This is a genomic window from Kribbella sp. NPDC051620 (assembly GCF_044453825.1).
Classification (GTDB): domain Bacteria; phylum Actinomycetota; class Actinomycetes; order Propionibacteriales; family Kribbellaceae; genus Kribbella.
The window spans coordinates 642,206-659,999 of sequence record NZ_JBITDB010000004.1; the positions used below are offsets into that span (position 1 = coordinate 642,206).

General features: G+C 67.8%; 11 protein-coding genes and 1 tRNA gene. 7 read left to right on the forward strand and 5 right to left on the reverse strand.

Annotated elements, in window-relative coordinates:
• Window position 1: 1 nt before the first annotated feature.
• From ACIA12_RS22155 to ACIA12_RS22175, 5 genes are all read left to right on the forward strand, one after another.
• On the forward strand, window positions 2-1,462 hold the full coding sequence (locus ACIA12_RS22155; RefSeq protein ID WP_396368923.1) for an arabinose isomerase: 1,461 nt from the start codon (window positions 2-4) through the stop codon (window positions 1,460-1,462).
• Between the two features lie 10 nt (window positions 1,463-1,472).
• Entirely contained in the window at window positions 1,473-3,011 is a 1,539-nt protein-coding gene (locus tag ACIA12_RS22160) for a rhamnulokinase family protein (protein WP_396368924.1), read from the forward strand.
• A gap of 8 nt (window positions 3,012-3,019) precedes the next feature.
• Window positions 3,020-3,556 carry a LuxR C-terminal-related transcriptional regulator gene (locus ACIA12_RS22165; protein WP_396368925.1) on the forward strand — a complete coding sequence of 179 codons (537 nt, stop codon included), beginning with the start codon at window positions 3,020-3,022 and terminating at the stop codon, window positions 3,554-3,556.
• 273 nt (window positions 3,557-3,829) lie between these two features.
• Window positions 3,830-7,777, forward strand: coding sequence for a family 78 glycoside hydrolase catalytic domain (locus ACIA12_RS22170; RefSeq protein WP_396368926.1), 3,948 nt, complete (start codon window positions 3,830-3,832; stop codon window positions 7,775-7,777).
• A 61-nt stretch (window positions 7,778-7,838) separates the two neighbouring features.
• Entirely contained in the window at window positions 7,839-8,609 is a 771-nt protein-coding gene (locus ACIA12_RS22175; protein ID WP_396368927.1) for a hypothetical protein, read from the forward strand.
• A 3-nt stretch (window positions 8,610-8,612) separates the two neighbouring features.
• On the opposite strand, the gene ilvA is transcribed toward ACIA12_RS22175, so the two are convergent.
• Entirely contained in the window at window positions 8,613-9,884 is a 1,272-nt protein-coding gene (gene ilvA, locus ACIA12_RS22180; protein WP_396368928.1) for a threonine ammonia-lyase IlvA, read from the reverse strand.
• Between the two features lie 230 nt (window positions 9,885-10,114).
• Here ilvA and ACIA12_RS22185 point away from each other — a divergent pair, with 230 nt between their 5' ends.
• Window positions 10,115-10,981 (forward strand): hypothetical protein, encoded by an 867-nt coding sequence (locus tag ACIA12_RS22185; protein ID WP_363816309.1) that lies wholly within the window; start codon window positions 10,115-10,117, stop codon window positions 10,979-10,981.
• 76 nt (window positions 10,982-11,057) lie between these two features.
• Here the strand turns inward: ACIA12_RS22185 and ACIA12_RS22190 are convergent, their stop codons facing one another.
• The 3 genes from ACIA12_RS22190 to ACIA12_RS22200 are packed head-to-tail and all read right to left on the reverse strand — an operon-like array spanning window position 11,058 to window position 14,150.
• Complete coding sequence (locus tag ACIA12_RS22190; protein WP_396368929.1) at window positions 11,058-12,017, reverse strand: acetylxylan esterase; 960 nt, start codon at window positions 12,015-12,017, stop codon at window positions 11,058-11,060.
• A gap of 39 nt (window positions 12,018-12,056) precedes the next feature.
• Window positions 12,057-12,515 (reverse strand): hypothetical protein, encoded by a 459-nt coding sequence (locus tag ACIA12_RS22195; RefSeq protein WP_396368930.1) that lies wholly within the window; start codon window positions 12,513-12,515, stop codon window positions 12,057-12,059.
• Between the two features lie 57 nt (window positions 12,516-12,572).
• On the reverse strand, window positions 12,573-14,150 hold the full coding sequence (locus tag ACIA12_RS22200; protein ID WP_396368931.1) for an LCP family protein: 1,578 nt from the start codon (window positions 14,148-14,150) through the stop codon (window positions 12,573-12,575).
• 235 nt (window positions 14,151-14,385) lie between these two features.
• On the opposite strand from ACIA12_RS22200, the gene ACIA12_RS22205 reads away from it, so the two are divergent.
• Window positions 14,386-14,475 (forward strand) — tRNA-Ser (locus tag ACIA12_RS22205).
• A gap of 839 nt (window positions 14,476-15,314) precedes the next feature.
• Here ACIA12_RS22205 and ACIA12_RS22210 read toward each other — a convergent pair.
• Window positions 15,315-17,753, reverse strand: a complete 2,439-nt coding sequence (locus ACIA12_RS22210; RefSeq protein ID WP_396368932.1) for a beta-L-arabinofuranosidase domain-containing protein — start codon at window positions 17,751-17,753, stop codon at window positions 15,315-15,317.
• Window positions 17,754-17,794 lie beyond the last annotated feature (41 nt).

Genomic DNA, 17,794 nt, shown 5'->3' on the forward strand with positions numbered 1-17,794 from the left:
CATGTGGAGCAGTGATCCGAGCCGCTCGGTGGACGGGCACGGCGTGCTGCCGTGGATCGAGCCGCGGAAGACGCGGATCGGCCTGGTCGCGGGTGGGCTGGGCGCGTACTGGCCGCAGTTCCCCGAGTTGCTCCCGCAACTGCAGGCCTCGGCGCGACGCGTGTCGGAGCGGTTCTCGGCGCTCGACTGCGAGGTGATCGACGTCGGCTTCATCTCGGACGCCACGGAAGGCGCGGCAGCGGCCGAGAAGCTGAGGCTTGCGGACTGCGATCTGATCGTCGGGTTCCTGACGACCTACATGACCGCTTCGATGCTCGTGCCGATCGCGCAGCGCAGTGGGGCACCGGTGCTGCTGCTCAATCTGCAGCCGACGGAGTCGATGGATCACGCTTCGTTCGACACCGGCGCTTGGCTCGCGTACTGCGGTGCTTGTCCGTTGCCGGAGATGGCGAACGCCTTCGAGCGCTGCGGGATCGACTTCCGGTCGGTCTCGGGGTATGTGGAGGACGAGCGGGCGTGGGCCCGGATCGAGCGGTGGCTGAAGGCGGCGGGTGTGCGAGCCGCGTTCCGGCACGGGCGGCATGGGCTGCTGGGACATCTCTACCCCGGGATGATGGACGTGATCACCGATCCGACGCTGGTCTCCGCGCAGCTCGGCGGGCATGTCGAGATTCTGGAGATCGACGATCTGCGGGTCCGGGTCGAGAAGGTGACCGAGGCCGAGACGGCTCTGCGGATGAAGGTCGCCCGAGAGATCTTCACGCTGGACGATTCGGTGAACGAGGACGACTTCCGCTGGGGTGCGACGGTGTCGGTCGCGCTGGATCGGTTGGTCGAGGACTTCCAGCTGGACACCTTGGCGTACTACCACCGAGGGCTCGACGGCGAGACGCACGAACGGGTCGCCGCGGGGATGATCCTCGGCGCATCGTTGCTCACGGCAAGGGGTGTGCCGGCGGCGGGGGAGTACGAGCTGCGGACGTCGCTGGCGATGCTGGTGATGGACAAGCTGGGCGCGGGCGGTTCCTTCACCGAGCTGCAGGCACTGAACTTCCACGACAACGTGGTGGAGATGGGGCACGACGGTCCCGCCCACCTGGCGATCAGTGCTGACAGGCCGCTGTTGCGTGGGCTCGGGGTCTACCACGGGAAGCGCGGTTGGGGCGTCTCCGTCGAGTTCGACGTGAAACATGGTCCGGTCACCGCACTCGGACTCGGCCAGCTCCGCGACGGTTCTTTCCGCCTGATCGCCTCCGAGGGTGAGGTCGTCCCCGGCCCCCTCCTCCAGATCGGCAACACCACCTCCCGCGTCGACTTCGGCTGCGACCCCGGCGAGTGGACCGACGCCTGGTCCGCCTCCGGTGTCGCCCACCACTGGGCCCTCGGCACCGGCCACCGCGTAGCCGAGCTGACAGCAGTCGCCGACCTCCTCCACCTAGACCTCCGCGTCGTAAAGGTCTGAGGACCAACCCATGGCCGTCAACCTCGCAGCAGTAGACCTAGGCGCCTCCAGCGGCCGAGTAATGCTGGCCCACGTCGACGCCAGTGCCGGCCGGCTGGAGCTAAGCGAGGCCCACCGCTTCTGGAATGGCGCAGTGCGGCTCGGGGACACGTTGCACTGGGACATCCTCGCGCTCTACCGCGAGACCCTCCTCGGCCTAGCCGCCGCCAACACCCTCGCCGGGGCCGCCACCACCCCGCCGACCCGCCCTTCCCCTGCAGCCCCGGCCCACCCAGCCCCGGCCCGCTCGGGCCCGGCCTCGCCGGGGTTGGACGGTGTGGGGATCGACTCCTGGGCGGTGGATTACGGGTTGCTCGACTCGCAGGGGCGGTTGCTCGGGAATCCAGTGCATTACCGCGACGGTCGGACCGACGGTGTGATGGAGCGGGTGCTCGAGAGCATCTCGGCGGATGAGTTGTATGCGGTGACTGGGTTGCAGCAGTTGCCGTTCAACACGATCTACCAGTTGGCGGCTGAGCAAGGGCTTGGGCGGGCAGCGACGTTGCTGATGATTCCGGATCTGCTGGGGTATTGGCTGACCGGCAAGCTCGGGGCTGAGGCGACCAACGCTTCCACCACGCAGTTGTACGACGTACGGGCGCGGGGGTGGAGCGAAGGGGTGGCCCGGCGGATCGGAGTACCGGCTGGGTTGTTGCCGGAGATTCGCGAGGCGGGGCAGGTGATTGGACAGCTGTTGCCGGCGGTTGCCGAGGAGACGGGGCTTGATCCGGCTACTCCGGTGATCGCGGTGGGATCGCACGACACCGCGTCGTCGGTGGTTGCGGTGCCGGCCTCCGAGGGGGAGCGGTTCGCCTACATCTCGTCGGGGACGTGGTCGCTGGTCGGGCTGGAGCTCGACGAGCCGGTGCTGACCGCTGGGGCGCAAGCGGCGAACTTCACGAACGAAGGGGGCGTCGACGGCCGGATCAGGTTCCTGCGGAACGTGATGGGGCTGTGGATTCTTCAGGAGTGCCTGCGGGTGTGGGGGGATGACGATCTGCCGGGACTGTTGCGCGCGGCCGCCGAGGCGCCGGCGTTCGCAGTACTGGTTGATCCGGACGAACCGAGTTTTCTTGCCCCAGGCAACATGCCGGGGAGGATCGAGGAGTTCTGTGCACGCTCCGGGCAGGATGCGCCGCGGTCGCGGGCAGCTGTCGCGCGGTGTGTGCTGGAGAGTCTCGCGCTGGCGTACCGCCGGACGCTTCGGCTCGCTCAAGAAGTCGCCGGGCGGGAGATCGACGTCGTCCACGTGATCGGTGGCGGTTCGCAGAACGAGCTGCTCTGCCAGCTCACCGCGGATGCCTGCGGCCTACCGGTCCTGGCAGGCCCGGTCGAGGCATCCGCCCTGGGCAACGTACTGGTCCAGGCGCGAGCGCTGGGCGAACCCCTCCCCGATCTGACCGCGATGCGCGCGCTGGTCCGCGCAACCCACAAGCTGCGGCGGTACGAGCCGCAGGGCAAACCGGCCGACTGGGACGCCGCCGAGTCCCGGGTGTTCGGAACAAGGTGATGACCCCCATGACCACCCTCCAGAACGACCCCCTGGCCCCAGAGAACCGCACCCATCCCCAACCCCACCTCCGAGCCGTAACCCACGACCCATCCCACAACCTGTACTCCGGTGAGCAACAAACGAGCGCCGGCCACAGCGATCCCGAGCCCCGCGACCTGCGCGCGCGGGACCCCGAGCCGCGGGACACGCTGACTCGGGAGGCGTTTGCCCGGGAGGCCTATGCGCGGGAAGCGCGCATGCGTGATCCGCTCGCCCGGGACCTGGTGGCCCGGGACGGGGTGGCGCATGAGGCGCTTGGGCGGGATGTGCGATCGCGAGAGGCGTTGGCCCGGGTTGGCCGGGGAGCGCATCGCGAGATCAGCCATGACGATCTGCAACTGCTCCGGCTGCTTGCGACCGGTCTGCCGATGGACTCCGTCGCCCGCCGCCTCGATCTGTCCGAACGCACCGTACGCCGGCGCACCCGCGCCGCCTGTGACCGTCTCGGCTTCGGCACCGCCGTAGAAGCCATCGTCTGGGCCGCCCGCCGCGGCCTCCTCTAGCCCATCCCGGCGCTTCTCCGCCGGGCGACCACGACCCATCCGGCCGTATACGCCGGGCGACCACGACCCATCCCGGCCGTCTACGCCGGTTGTTCACAACTCAACCCGGCCGGCTCTTCGCCGGTTGTCCACAACTCGTCTCGTCAAGGTCTGCCTGTCGGCTGAGTGGTCGACGGGCCTGTTTCGGCTGTGCTGTTCGTCCGGCCTCGCCTTCACCGAGTGCCGTGCTCCGTCCTGAAGTTCCCGCCCGAATCTCTCGAGGAGTCCGTCCAGATGTCCTTCCGCTTACGCATCGGCAGCCTGCTGGCAGCCGCCGTCCTGCTCACCCCGCTCCTGCCCGCGACAGCAGCCCCGCCACCAACCGCCCCCCAAGCCCAAGCCCTAGCCGCGGCCGTAGCGCCCACCGCCGTGGGCAGCCTGCGGACCAACAGCCTGACCAATCCGCTTGGCATCGCCCCGGGGGCGCCTCGGCTGAGCTGGCAGCTCGACTCCAGCCGCCGTGGAGCCGCGCAGACGAAGTACGAGGTCCACGTCGCCTCCGCCGCGGCCAAGACAGCGGACCCCGACATCTGGAACAGCGGTGTCGTCACCTCCGATCGATCAATCGACGTCCCGTACGCCGGCCCGGCCCTGACCCCGTACACCCAGTACTTCTGGCAGGTACGCGTCTGGGACGACACCGGCACCCCATCTGCCTGGTCAACCGTCGCCACCTTCGAGACAGCCAACCTGAAGCCCGACGACTGGCAAGGCGACTGGATCGGCGCCGACAGCCAGCCCGGCGCGGAGTGGACCGACTACACAATCGACGCCGACGTCACCCTCACCAAGGACGCGCTCGGCATCTTCTTCCGCGGCCGTGGTGGCAACGGCTACATGTGGCAGCTCAACCAGGAGAACGACGCGCGCCCCCTCCTGCGCCCCCACGTGAAGCTCGCCACCGGCTACAGCCTGCTCGGCGAGATCCCGCTCAACGGCGTCAACCTCAAGCAGCGCAACCACCTCAAGATCACCGTCGCGGGCCACACGATCACTACCTGGATCAACAACACCCAGGTCGACCAACGCGACCGCTCCGACCACGACGCCCCCGGCCTCGTCGGCTTCCGTACCAACGGCGTCGAAGCCGGCGTCGTCCACACCCTCAAGGTCACCAACGCCGCCGGCAAGACCCTCATCGACACGGCCTTCCCCAAGGGCGACCAGACCTTCCCTGACGGCACGGTCCTGTCCACCGGCGGCCTCGAGGTCAAGGGCACCACCGACCTCTGGCTCCCCGGCAAGGCCGTTCCCGTCTTCCGCAAGAGCATCACCCTGCCCAAGAAGATCGCCAAGGCCCGGATGTACGCCGCCGCCCAAGGCATCTACGAGCTGAGCCTCAACGGCCAGAAGGTCGGAGACCAGTACCTCGCGCCCGGCTGGACCGACTACGCGCACCGGATCCAGTCCCAGAGCTACGACGTCACCAAGCTGATCACCAAGGGCAGCAACACGATCGGCGCCGAGCTGGCCAATGGCTGGTTCGCCGGCAACGTGGCGATGTTCGGCTCGAACAAGTACGGCAGCCAGACCGCCCTTTCCGCCCAGCTCCGCGTGACCTACACCGACGGCACGACCGACGTCTTCGCCACCGATCCGACCTGGGAGACGGCGCCAGGCGCAGTACAGGCTGCTGATCTGCTCAACGGTGAGACCTATGACGCACGCAAGACGCCGACCGACTGGACACCGGTACAGATCAGGCCGAGCGCGACGTCCAAGCTCGCTCAGCAGACCGACCAGCCGGTCCGGGTCACCGGAGAACTCGCAGCGAAGGCGATCGCGTCACCCACACCCGGCGTCTACCTCTACGACCTCGGCCAGAACATGGTCGGCGTCGGCAACTTCAAGCTGACCGGCACCCCAGGCCAGACCGTCAAGATCCGGTACGGCGAAGTGCTCAACCCCGACGGCACCCTCTACACCGACAACCTGCGCAGCGCGAAGGCCACCGACCGCTACACGTTCGCCACCAGTGGCCCCGAGACGTACCAGCCACGCTTCACCTTCCACGGCTTCCGGTACGTCGAGCTCAGCGGCCTGCCCACCGCCCCACCGGCCAGCGCCATCACTGGCGTCGTCATGGGTACCGATGGGGCCAAGACCAGCAGCTTCATCACCAACTCGGCACTGGTCAACAAGCTGCACAACAACATCGTCTGGGGCCAACGCGGCAACTTCCTCTCGATCCCGACCGACACCCCGGCCCGCGACGAGCGGATGGGCTGGACGGGTGACATCAACGTGTTCGCCCGTACCGCCGTCTACAACCTGGACTCGCAGGCGTTCCTCACCAAGTGGCTGCAGGACCTCCGCGACAGCCAGGCTGCGAACGGCGCCTACGCGAGCGTCGCGCCGACCGTGCCCAACTCGTTCGACGGCGGTCTGGGCAACGCGGGCTGGGCCGACGCGGGCGTCAACGTCCCCTGGACGCTCTGGCAGGCGTACGGCGACACCTCCGTCATCAGCCAGCACTACGACTCGATGCGCCGGTACGTCGACTACCTCGTCGCCAGCTCCAACGGGCTGATCCGCGGCGGCGGTGACTACGGCGACTGGCTGAACCTCGACGACCCGACACCGGGCGACCTGATCGGCACGTCGTTCATCGCCAAGGGTTCTCGCCAGTTGAGCCAGATGGCGGCCGCGATCGGCAACCAGGCCGATGCGGCGAAGTACCAGAAGGTCTATGAGGACACCAAGGCCGCCTTCCAATCGAGGTTCGTGACGGCCGATGGCACGGTGGGGACGGACAGCCAGACCGGGTACATCCTTGCCTTCACCAACGACCTCGTTCCGGCCGAGAAGATCACGGCGGCCGGCGAGCACTTCGCCAACGCGATCCTCCGCCGCGACACCCACCTGTCGACCGGCTTCCTCGGGGTCGACGGGCTGCTGCCGGTGCTCACCAAGATCGGCCGCTCCGACCTTGCGTACAAGCTGTTGCAGAACACCTCGTACCCGTCCTGGGGTTACGAGATCGGCAAGGGCGCGACGACGATCTGGGAGCGCTGGAACTCGATCAACCCGGACGGCACCTTCAACGACGTCGGGATGAACTCCTTCAACCACTACGCGTACGGCGCTGTCGGCGAGTGGATGTACCGCACCCTGGCCGGCGTCTCGGCCGCCGAGCCGGGCTACCGCAAGGCGCTGATCGCCCCGACGCCGGGCAACGGGATCGACTCCTCCGACTTCAAGTACCAGACCCCGTACGGTGAGATCGCCAGCCGTTGGAAGGGATCAGCCGAATACGGTTTGACGCTGGACGTGACGGTGCCCGCGAACACGACGGCGACGGTACGGATCCCCGCGCCGAACGTCGGGGCGGTCACCGAGAGCGGCAACCCGTTGAGCGGAGCGGACCACGTGAGCGATGTGGTCGACGAGGGCTCGACCGTCGCCATGACGGTTGCCTCAGGCACCTACCGGTTCGTGGTCGAGCCGGCGCCGATCCGGCTCAGCGTGACCGGCTCGCCGGCCGCGGGGGAGCCCGGTACGACCGCCACCCTGTCGGCCGTCGTGAAGAATCGCTCGACGGCTCCGGTCACCGGCAAGCTCGAGGTGACCGTGCCCGAGGGGTGGACGGCGCCGACGACGGAGCCCGTGACCTTGGCGCCGGGTACGCAGACCACGGTCACGGTGCGGATCGTAGTACCGGTTGCTGTGAATGCAGGGCCGGTGGCGTTCGGGGTGAAGTTCCTCGATGCGGTGGCGCCGTCGATCGGCTTCACGGTGAATGAGTCGCTGGAGCCGGCGGATGCCATCGACTACGTGGATCTCGGAGTGATGGCGTCGGAGTCGGCGCACTCGTTGACGGCCGCGGCGTCGTCGGGGACGACCGTGGAGGCTGGGCGGACACGACGGTACGCCGGGATGTTCGTGCCTGGTGCGTGGTTCGAGTTCAACCTCGGAGTCGAGGCGGGGCAACCATTCGTGATGCGGTTGGTGGAGACCTATGACAAGGCGCAGACGAAGGATTACGAGGTGCTGGTCAACGGGAAGGTCGTCAAGCATCGGGTGATCAGCAGCCCGGGCGCCGGCCTGCAGACCTACCAGTTCGTGGTCGACGACCCGACGCTGCTGACCGGGTCGACCGTCCGGGTCCGGATCCAGCACAACGCGACCGCGTCTGGCTACGATCCGTCCATCGCGGACGTCTGGTCGCTGCCGATGCCGTAGCACGTTAGGGCGCGCGAAGTCCGGGTACCGGTCCTCCGAAAATCTCACCCTTGGAGGAGAGATGGACGGAACGACTGTCCTGTGGATCATTGTGGCCGTAGTGGTCGTGGCGATCCTGCTGGCGGTGATCATGTCCGCTTCGAAGAAGTCGAAGCAGCGCAAGATCGAGCACGACCGTCAGCAGGCGCACGAACACGAACAGCAGGCGAGGGTCTCGGCTGCCCACGCCGAGAAGCAGCAGGCTGCTGCTGACGAGGTCGATGCCCGGGCCCGGAAGGCGCAGGCGATCGCCGACGAGAAGGCGGCCGAGGCGCGCCGGTTGTCAGCCGGAGCAGCCGAGCGCCGGGAGGCAGCCGGCACCGCTCGCGCGGAGTCGGCTGATCACCTGAACCGCGCCCGAGCAGTAGACCCGGACACCCGACTCAGCGAGGGGGACCGCGACGGGTCAGCGGACCGAGGCTCTTTGGCCGACCGCGGTGGGTCAGCGGAGCGGGGCTCCGAGGCGGCTGCGCCGGATCAGGTACCGATGGCCGGAGCAACCGATGAACAAGTGCTGCGGGATCGCGACGATCGTGAGACGGCTGGCGACGGACGCGGGCCGGTTGGTGACGGTCGCGAGGCGGTTGGTTGGGACGGCCGCGCGGACGAGCCCGTCACGCGCGACGGACTGTCCGAGACAGGTACCCGGGACGGGTTATCCGAGACGAGCGCCCGGGACGGACAGCCGATGGGCACCCGGGACAGGGAGCGGATGGGCACCGAGGACGGGCAGCCGGCGGACGGCCGGAGCGACACGTCCGATCCGGCTCGGCACGCTCATCGGCAGCAGTGAGGGTCAGATGAGGTAGCGGAATTCGGCGGAATCGGGCTTGATGCGTTCGATGTCGAGAGGGGCCGCCTCCATCCGGCCGAGCAGACCGGTGAGGTCAGTGGGGCGGCCGATCTCGATACCGACAAGGGCGACACCGGTCTCCCGGTTGTTGCGCTTTACGTACTCGAACAACGTGATGTCGTCATCAGGCCCGAGTACGCCGTCGAGAAATTGCCGCAAGGCCCCCGGCTCCTGGGGGAACGTCACCAGGAAGTAGTGCTTGAGTCCCTTGTGCACAAGGGATCGCTCGAGGATCTCGCCGTACCGGCTGACATCGTTGTTCCCACCGGACAACAGACACACGACAGTCTGGCCCGGCTTGACCTCGACCCCGTTGCCAAGAGCCGCCGCAGACAAGGCGCCGGCGGGCTCAGCGATAAGCCCGTCGGTTTGGTACAGCTCCAGCATCTCCGAGCAAACCAACCCCTCGGGCACGGACACCATCTCCACCCCAGCGGCCGAAACCAAGGCGAGCGTCACATCACCGACCCGGCGTACCGCAGCGCCATCCACGAAGCTGTCCAGCTGCGGCAGTGTCACAGGCGAACCGGCAGCCAACGCAGCAGCCATACTCGCCGCCCCACCAGGCTCCACCCCGACAACCCGTACGCCGGGATGCCGATGCGCGAGCCACGTCGCCACACCGGCGATCAGCCCGCCACCACCCACCGGCACGACCAGTACGTCCGGAGCGTGGCCGAGCTGCTCAAGGATCTCGATGGCGACCGTCCCCTGCCCCGCAACGGTTCTGGGGTCGTCGAAGGCGGGTACCAGCGTCGCGCCGGTGGCAACTGCCTCGGCCAGCGCTGCAGCGGCTGCGTCGTCATAGGTGTCGCCTGTCACGATCACCTCGACCTGGTCGCCGCCGAGTGCCGCGATCCTGTCCCGCTTCTGGCGTGGCGTAGTACGGGGAACATAGACGCGGCCGTGGACGTCGAGGGTGTGGCATGAGTAGGCCAGCCCCTGGCCGTGGTTGCCGGCGCTCGCGCAGATGACGCCGGCCTTCTTCGCGGTGCCGTCGAGCTGGGCGATCAGGTTGTAGGCGCCGCGCAGCTTGTAGGAGCGGCCGATCTGCAGGTCCTCGCGCTTCAGCCAGACATCGGCGCCGGTGCGTGCGGAGAGTCGCGGGTTGCGCTGCAACGGCGTACGGACCGCGATCCCGTTCAGACGCATCACCGCGGCCTCGATCTGCTCCGCGTCAACCATGCTTGAAGCAACCGAATGACTTGCCTGCATGACGTTCCTTCCCGTGCATCTGCACGTTCTTCACCGTTTTGCTCGCTGCACAAGACACGCCGCGTCCAGAGTTCGGACCGTACAACACTGTTGCGCAACAGGTCCTTGTTTCATGCGTGAAACACCTCTGGCCTGGGCAGTCTAGTTCTCATACGCTCACTCGGTGTAACGGCCAGGGGTCTGGACGGGATGAGCCGAGTAAACCGGTCAACGGGGACTGGAGGGCAGAGATGGAATCGATTCCGTTCAGTCTGTGGGGAGATGCGTTGTGGTGTGGGCAGGAAGTCGTGCGGGAGGCTCCGCACGAGCAGGCGATCCGTCGCCTGTTTCCTGATCCGATCCCGGCGCGCGGCGCAGACCTGGACACCACCGCGGACCTGGTCCCGGAACCGCGGAACCGCTTCGACCCTCGCTCGATCGCTGTTCGGGTGCAGGGGAGTGTGGTCGGCTACTTGCCGAGGGACGATGCGCACCGGTACCACCCGGTGCTGTCGGAACTGGTGGCGCAGGGCCTGCAACCGCAGGTGCCGTGCCACTTGTGGGTCAGTGAATGGGAGCCCGCCGATTGGGAGGGCAAGGGGGACAACGGCACCGAGTTCCACGCCAGCGTCGCCGTCGCCCTGGGTCAGCCGCACATGCTGGTCCCGGTCAACCTGCCACCGCCCGGGAGCTACCACCTGCTGCCACCGGGCAGCGGGATCGTAGTACCGGGCAGTGAGGTCCATCCGGACGTCCTCACACCGTTCTTCCGGCCGGAAGGCGAGTGCTGGGCGTACGGGACGATGATCGCCGTCGAGGAGGTGGACGGGTTCCAGGAGCGGCACCAGCTGGTGGTGGAGATCAGGCTGGACGACGAACCCGTCGGCCGGCTGAGTCCTCGGCTGAGTGCCGAGTTCCTGCCCGCCATCCACTACCTGGCGGACATGCGTGCCGAGACAGCCGCGCGAGTCGCCGTCCGCGGCGACCGAACCGCATCGGAGGTGATTTTGTACGCAGCTCGGAGTCATGATCTGCCGGCGACCTGGCCGGACGGTCTGACCCGGTCTCCAGTGGCTTCTCCACCCTGGCACTACTGGGTCGGTAAAGAGGCGAACTGACGCCAAGGCGGCCGCGCAGTACTCACCTAAAAGGTGGAGGCGGGTACTGCGGGGCTACCGAGGGTTTCAGGGGGTTTCAGAGCTTCTGACTCAGCAGCTGGAAGATCTCGTCATGCGCGCCCGGCAGGTCGTCGTGGCCGAGGTCAGGATAGGTGCGGTGCTGCTTCGGGCCGGTCAGCTTGTTGTAGACCGCGTACTGCGTCGACGGTGGGCAGGTCTGGTCCTCCAGGCCGGAGTAGAGCGTAACTTCGGCCCGGACCCGGCCTGCCAGGTGCTGCAGGTCGATGTAGCCGAGCGTCGTGAACACCTCCTGCTCGCGCAGGTGCCTGGGGTCGCGCTTCTTGAACCAGGTGGTGATCTCGTTGTACGGACCCTTGTCGAGGTTGAGCTCCCATGCGCGCTGGTAGTCGGCCAGGAAGGGGAACACGCTCGCCGTGTACTTGATGGTCGGCGTCAGGGCCGCGGTGACCAGGCTGAGCCCGCCGCCCTGGCTCCAGCCGGTCGTGCCGATCCGGGCGGCGTCGACCTCGGGCAGGGCGCCGATGATGTCGGCGAGGCGTCGGGTGTCCAGGAAGACGTGCCGGTACAGCAACGCCTCGGGGCCGCCGTCCAGGCCCTCGACGAGGTGGTTGCGGAGCGAGAAGCTGTTCGGCTGCTGGGTGTCGCTGCGGTAGCCGACCTGCTCGCGCACGTCGAGAGCCGCGACGGTGAACCCGCGGGCGGCGTACGGGAGGAGGTCGACCCAGTTCGGCTGCTCACCGCCGTACCCGTGGAACATCAGCACGGCCGGGCCCTCGGGGTTGGCCGGGCGGATCACCTTGGCGTGCACGCGGTAGCCGCCGGTGCCGGTGAAGTAGAGGTGCTCGGCCTTCGCGAACGGCAGCGGGAAGTCGGTCGCCGGGGCGAACTCGGTCTCCGGGTCGGTACCGGCCAGCTCGACCAGGCCCTTCTCCCAGAACTCGTCGAAATCGGCCGGCCGGGGATTGGTCCCCTGGTAGGCGAGCAGTTCCTCGGACGACATCTCGAACGACAACACGGTCGGCGCACTCCCTATGTCAGGTCAAACGAACGACCTTCATTCTGCGGGGTCGGCCGGTTCGGCGGCAGTACCGTCCCAGATCTTGTAGCCGTTGGCCGTGTTGAGGCGCTCCCGCAGCTCGGTCTCGAGCTGGTCCACCCGCGCAGGTGCGAGCCACTGCACGGGGATCAGGACCGAGTGCTCCGCCTGCTTGGTCCGCAGGATGATCGCCTGGCCTTGCGTAGTACCGGTCCGGCCGACCTCGGTGATGTCCTTCCAGGCGGTCCGCAGCCCGCGTACCTGGACGTCGTCAGAGGCCAGCTTGAGCAGCACGGGCGGCCGGGCAAGGATCCACAGCCCGGCCAGCACCACGAGCCCGCCCAGTACGCCGAACACGGCGACCGCGGCCGCCGGCACCCCGAGACCCCAGAGCACCGCCGCCACGCCAAGCAGGATCAACCCAGCAGCCGGAATCCCGAGGAACCGCCCCGGCCGCATCCGGTACGTCGTACGCATCCCCCCAGGATCTCAACCGTCATGCGCGGCTCAGAAGGCGGGTACCTGGTCGGTGCGTCAGTTGCCCGTCTGGGTCGGGTCGTAGGCGCAGGCGTCGGCCAGGTTCTGCGGCTCGCCGGCCGGGGGCTTCGTGGTGGTGGGCTTCTTGCCCGGCTTCTTGGTGGTCGAGGTCGACGGCTTGGCCGACGGGGTGGAGGCGACCGGCTTGGTCTTCGGCTGGATCGCCTTCTGGACCAGCTCGCGCATCGCCTCGTAGTTCGGGTTCTGGCCGGTCGGGAAGTTCTTCGACTTGTCCAGGTCGACGTTGGTGACGTTGGCGTTCTTGACCTTGAGGCCGAGCTGGATGAAGTCACCCAGGATGTCGCCCGGGATGTCGGTGCGCAGCAGTTGCTTGCCGGCGGCGGCGATCTGGTTGTAGCTCGTCACCAGAGCGGCCGGGCTCGCGCTGTTCACCAGCGCGTGGATCGTGCAGCGTTGCCGCTCCTGCCGGGACGGGTCGCTCAGGCCGTACCGGCCGCGGGCGAACCAGAGGGCGTCGTGACCGTTGAGCTTCTGGTTCGGGCCGGGCTCCAGGTAGCCGGACGGCTTGCGGGCCGTGTTCGAGCCCGGGCCGGCGCCGTAGTCGCCGCCGATCGGCACCCGGTAGTTGATGTTGACGGTGATCCCGCCGAGGGCGTCGATGATCTGCTCGAAGCCCTTGAGGTTGACCTGCATGTAGTAGTCGATGTCGAGGCCGAGGGCCGCGCCGGCCGACAGCTTGAGCACGTCCGCGCCCATGTTGTCGGTAGCGCCCAGCAGACCCGGGTACTTCTTCGGGATGTTGTCGTACATCGAGTCGAGGTAGTACTCCGGCTGCTCGGCCGGGCCGCTCGGGTCGTAGTACCCGTCCGGATATTTCTCGTGCAGCGGGGAGTCCTCGGGGAACGGCATCCGCATCCAGTTCCGGCTGAGCGAGATCAGCGCGGTGTCACCGGTCTTGGTGTCGATGCTCGCGACGATCACCGTGTCGGTCCGGGTGCCCTCGCGGCCGACGCCGTCGTCGGCGCCGAGCAGGACGATGTTGAGCCGGGGCTTCTTGGCCCACGGGTCCTTCTTGTCGACGTTCGGCCGGGTGGCGCTCTTGGAGTCCTTCTCGGACTTGAAGACGCTGCCGACCAGGTCGCGCTGGGCCATCACGGTCTGCGCGGCGAAGGTGGTCGGGACGGCGATACCGAAGCAGAGCAACCCGACGAAGGCCGAGCCGGTGAACCGGCCGACCGCGGTCAGGCTGATCGGGCGGAGCAGCTTGTGGGACGAGACGACGATGCAGATCCAGATGAAGCCCATCACCAGGACGCCGCCGGTGGCCAGCAGCAGCCGGCTCGGGTCGACGGCGAGGTCGACGATGGCGCCACGCTGGGTGAGGGCGAAGTACGCGGCGAGCAGCAGCAGGCCGGCGTACAGGGTGATCACGAACGCGCCGAGCTTCTTGCGGCCGCCGAGGACGAAGCCGAGGCCGGGGATCAGGGCACTGACCAGGGTCAGGCCGAGGGCCTTGGAGACGGTCCGCGTGCGGTAGGCCCGCTGGGCCGGTTGCCGGGAACGGTTGGCGCGAGGCGCGGACCTGCGTCCAGCTGCGCGAGTACTCCGCGTCATGGCTCCGTTCCCTGATCGACGACGTGGCGGCGTGCGGGACCGTCAGAGTAGGTCCCTCTTACTCAGACGCCGACACGGCCTCCTTGGTTGACTTCACGTTACGACCCCCGTCGATTCGGCCAGGTTACAGGTGCGCGAAACCCTTCCCCAAGACGGCCGTCCGGCCCCGCTTTGCTGCCAGGCCGGTTGTCCGGATAGTCTTGGCCGTCGTCGCGTCGCACATGGGCGCAACGGAGGAGGCGTCGCCTAGTCCGGTCGATGGCGCCCGCCTGCTAAGCGGGTTGAGGGTAATCCCCTCTCGAGGGTTCAAATCCCTCCGCCTCCGCACTACCCGAGAGCCGCCCAGCCGCAAGGCGAAGGCGGCTCTCTTCTTTTCCTTCCTCCGGGTCACCCATCCCGCCAGCCGCTTCCCGCGACAGCTGGCGGAGCCACTTCCCCAGCGCCAGCACCCGGCCCCCAGGGCACCCCAGCCACCGGCCACCAACTCCGAACCCCGAGGGCCCGCCCCGACCTCCGCCTCGGCCCCGACCCCGGGCTCGGCCAGACCTCGGCCTCGGCCGACCCTCGACCCTCGACCCTCGATGCCGAGATTGCTGCGCGGAGCGCCGCTGGCCTGGGTTCTCGTCCCTATCGACAGGACATAGTCAGCCGGATAAGAAAGCCGCACGCTCGCGGAGACGGTTGCCGACCCGAGTACGAGCACTACGTCCTGTCGCTAGGCACAGACGACTTGCCACGCACGGGGGGTGATCGGCATCGAAGGGATCGACGCCGTCAGCATCCAGGCGGAGGCGATGTGGCGCCCAGCGCCACGAGCCGGTACCGGCCCGGCTGGGCGAGCAGGGTCGAGGCACGAGGATCACCCGATGCCGGTCGCTGGCGGTGGGGCTGATCGGCATCGGCCGGGTTTGTGCCGTCAGCATCTGGGGCGGAGGCGAGGTGGCGCGTAGCGCCACGAGCCATGTGTTGGGCGGGCTGCGCTTGGCCGGAGGCGGTTGCCGGCCTCTGGGCGGGTGCTGCTTCCTGTCGGTGGGTAGAGGTGGGTTGCTGGGCATAAGCCGTTGACCGGCGTCCGTGGAACTCGCCCCTGGGCCAGCTGCATCGGGGGCTGCTCGGTGCCGTCAGTATCCAGCGGGGGCGAGGTGGCGCGCAGCGCCACGAGCCTTACCGGGCGACGGGGGTCGGTCGTCTGCCGAAGGCGAGTTCCAGCAGCCCGCCGGAGAAGGTCGGCTGCAGTACGGCCTCAACCCGGAGCACCTGCGCCCGTACCGGAGCAAATGAAGCCAAGTTGGCCCGATCCCTCTCCACCCCGTACGCCGATGCGCCCAACACCTCCCGCCACGTGGAACCGTCAAGCCACAGCACCCGCCACGCGGCCGGTACCCGGCACGCGCCGAACCCAGTGTCGTCGAACCAGTACGCCGACACCGTCGAGACGACCCGAGCCGCCCGCAGGTCGTACTGGATCCACTCGGTCGTCCCCCGCCGATCCCACCAGGTGAAGCGCGGTATGGACGTGTCCGCCGAGGATGACGGAGTACGCCCGTCGTCAGCCGCCTCCAGCGAGTCGCCGTCGTTGACATGCGACGCGGTGACCCGAGTGCGGTACCGCCACTCAGTACCGCCACGAGCAACCGACGGGAAGGAGGTGATGCGCAGCCGCGCCGCCCCCATCGGTACCAGCGTCACCTGCTCAACAGGCTGGGTCGACCGCGCCGGGCTGGCCTGCAGTAGCCCGACCACGTCCTCGCTGTCCGCCTCCCACTTGGGGATGCGCCGAGCAGCCCCCTTCAAGAGCACAGGCGTACCGGCGTGGGTGAACGGATTGGCGTCGCGCGGAACAGTACGGCGCACTAGATCGAACTTGCTGTCGGCGACCAGGCCGTAGTTCCAGGGCGACTCTGGGTAGACGGCTAGCTCCGGCCACTCCGCAGTACCGCCGATGACCTCGGTGCGCTCGTCGATAGCCAGCGAATAGGTCAGTGGGCCACGAGAGACCGACACGGCTCCCTGGTTGTCCGACCAGACGCGTGTAGTCGTCCGCATCGGCAGGACGAGCTTCACCCGATCACCAGAGCGCCAGGCGCGATCCAGCTTGACCCAACCGCCCTCGGCACGAGCAGGCGTCCTAACCGAGTTGACGGTGACAGTGAAGTCCGCCGCCCACCCAGGAACCCTTAAATAGAAGGGGAAGCGAGCACTGCCCTGCACTGTGAAGGTTACGGCATCGCCGAACGGGTAGTCGGTGTCCGCAACGATGCTGACGGGAGTACCGTCCGCTCCAACCTTCGCTGTCACCTTGCTAGCGGCATACATGGAAGCGGCGAGACCGTTGTCGGTAGTGGCCAGCCACAGCTCCTGCGCGTAGTACGGCCAGCCCATGCCGTAGTTGTGCGGGCAGCAGCGGTACTGATGCACGCCGTACTTGTACGCCTGCATGGCAAACCCGTTCTGGAACTGCCCATGCTTCACCCGGTCATCCAGCTGGATGCTGTTGGCCGAGGTGATGTAGTGCAGCACCCGCTGCTGCTCGTCGTACGAGGCAGGGAGCAGGTTGAAGGCCAGTTCCTCGCAGCGATCCGTCCAGTCGGTATCACCGGTGAAGCGAGTCAGCATCTCGAACGTGTGCATCAGCTCGACGATCCCGCACGTCTCGAAGCCCTGCCGCGGGTCACCGAAACCAGGTCGCGAGTTCTCGTCCCCTGCGAACCCTCCACCGGGGAACTGCCCGTAGAGCCGCATGATCGTCGCGTAGTTCCGGTACGTCGCTGCGCGGTGGCTCGGGTCACCGCTGAGCAGCCCGTACTGCAGCGGCTCCCGGATGCCCTGCGCCAGGTTGACGTTGTGCCAGGTGGGGATGCCGTTGACGTAGTCGGCCGAGCCGGAGTGCATCTTGGTGACCAGGTCGAGCAGCCACTCGTCGCCGGTGCGGTTGTAGAGCCAGTAGGCGCTGTCGATGTTGTCGCCCCAGCGGAAGGCACCCCAGGACCGGTTGAAGACCTCTGCCGGCTGCGCGTCCTGGAACTGCAGATAGCGCGTCATGAACGGGATGACCCGCTCATCCCCGCTGTACTCGTACCAAGACCGGAAAGCGGCCAGCAACGGCATCCCCGGCCAGAAGTCGGGTCCACCCTCCAGCGAGGTGCGCAACCGCGACGGGCCGAACCAGCCGTCGGGTGCCTGAGTAGCGATGATCCCGTTGAGCCAGCGCTCGGCCCTGGTCAGTACGCCGGTATCGCCGGTGACGTACCCGAGATCGCCGAACCCCCTGAGCCAGTAGGGCAGCTCCTCCCAGGCACCCTGCGACGGGTCGACCCAGCCGTTGCCCTCGTAGGGGAGGAAGTCGGAGATCTCGTCGTACCGGCCGCAGAGTCCCTTCACCTGTAGGTCAAGCTGTTGCGCCAGCCAGCCGCGGGGCTCGATAGCGCCAGGTGGAAGCTTCTGGAACGGTACGGGTTGCAGGGGAGCCCGATTGGGGACGTAGTGGCCGCCACTGGAGGCAGGAGGTCCAGCGGCCTGGGCGGCGGTTGAGTTGACGGTCATGCCGACTGCCAGGCCGCCGGTTGCGAGCAGGAAGTCACGTCGGTGGATCCCTTCGACCATGGTGAAGCCTTTCGCGTGATGGTTCGGGGCGGGTTGCATCA

Coding starts and splice junctions, on each gene's coding strand:
- ACIA12_RS22155 (WP_396368923.1), top strand. CDS start 2: ATGTGGAGCAGTGATCCGAGCCGCTCGGTGGACGGGCACGGCGTGCTG.
- ACIA12_RS22160 (WP_396368924.1), top strand. CDS start 1,473: ATGGCCGTCAACCTCGCAGCAGTAGACCTAGGCGCCTCCAGCGGCCGA.
- ACIA12_RS22165 (WP_396368925.1), top strand. CDS start 3,020: ATGACCACCCTCCAGAACGACCCCCTGGCCCCAGAGAACCGCACCCAT.
- ACIA12_RS22170 (WP_396368926.1), top strand. CDS start 3,830: ATGTCCTTCCGCTTACGCATCGGCAGCCTGCTGGCAGCCGCCGTCCTG.
- ACIA12_RS22175 (WP_396368927.1), top strand. CDS start 7,839: ATGGACGGAACGACTGTCCTGTGGATCATTGTGGCCGTAGTGGTCGTG.
- ilvA (WP_396368928.1), bottom strand. CDS start 9,884: ATGCAGGCAAGTCATTCGGTTGCTTCAAGCATGGTTGACGCGGAGCAG.
- ACIA12_RS22185 (WP_363816309.1), top strand. CDS start 10,115: ATGGAATCGATTCCGTTCAGTCTGTGGGGAGATGCGTTGTGGTGTGGG.
- ACIA12_RS22195 (WP_396368930.1), bottom strand. CDS start 12,515: ATGCGTACGACGTACCGGATGCGGCCGGGGCGGTTCCTCGGGATTCCG.
- ACIA12_RS22200 (WP_396368931.1), bottom strand. CDS start 14,150: ATGACGCGGAGTACTCGCGCAGCTGGACGCAGGTCCGCGCCTCGCGCC.
- ACIA12_RS22210 (WP_396368932.1), bottom strand. CDS start 17,753: ATGGTCGAAGGGATCCACCGACGTGACTTCCTGCTCGCAACCGGCGGC.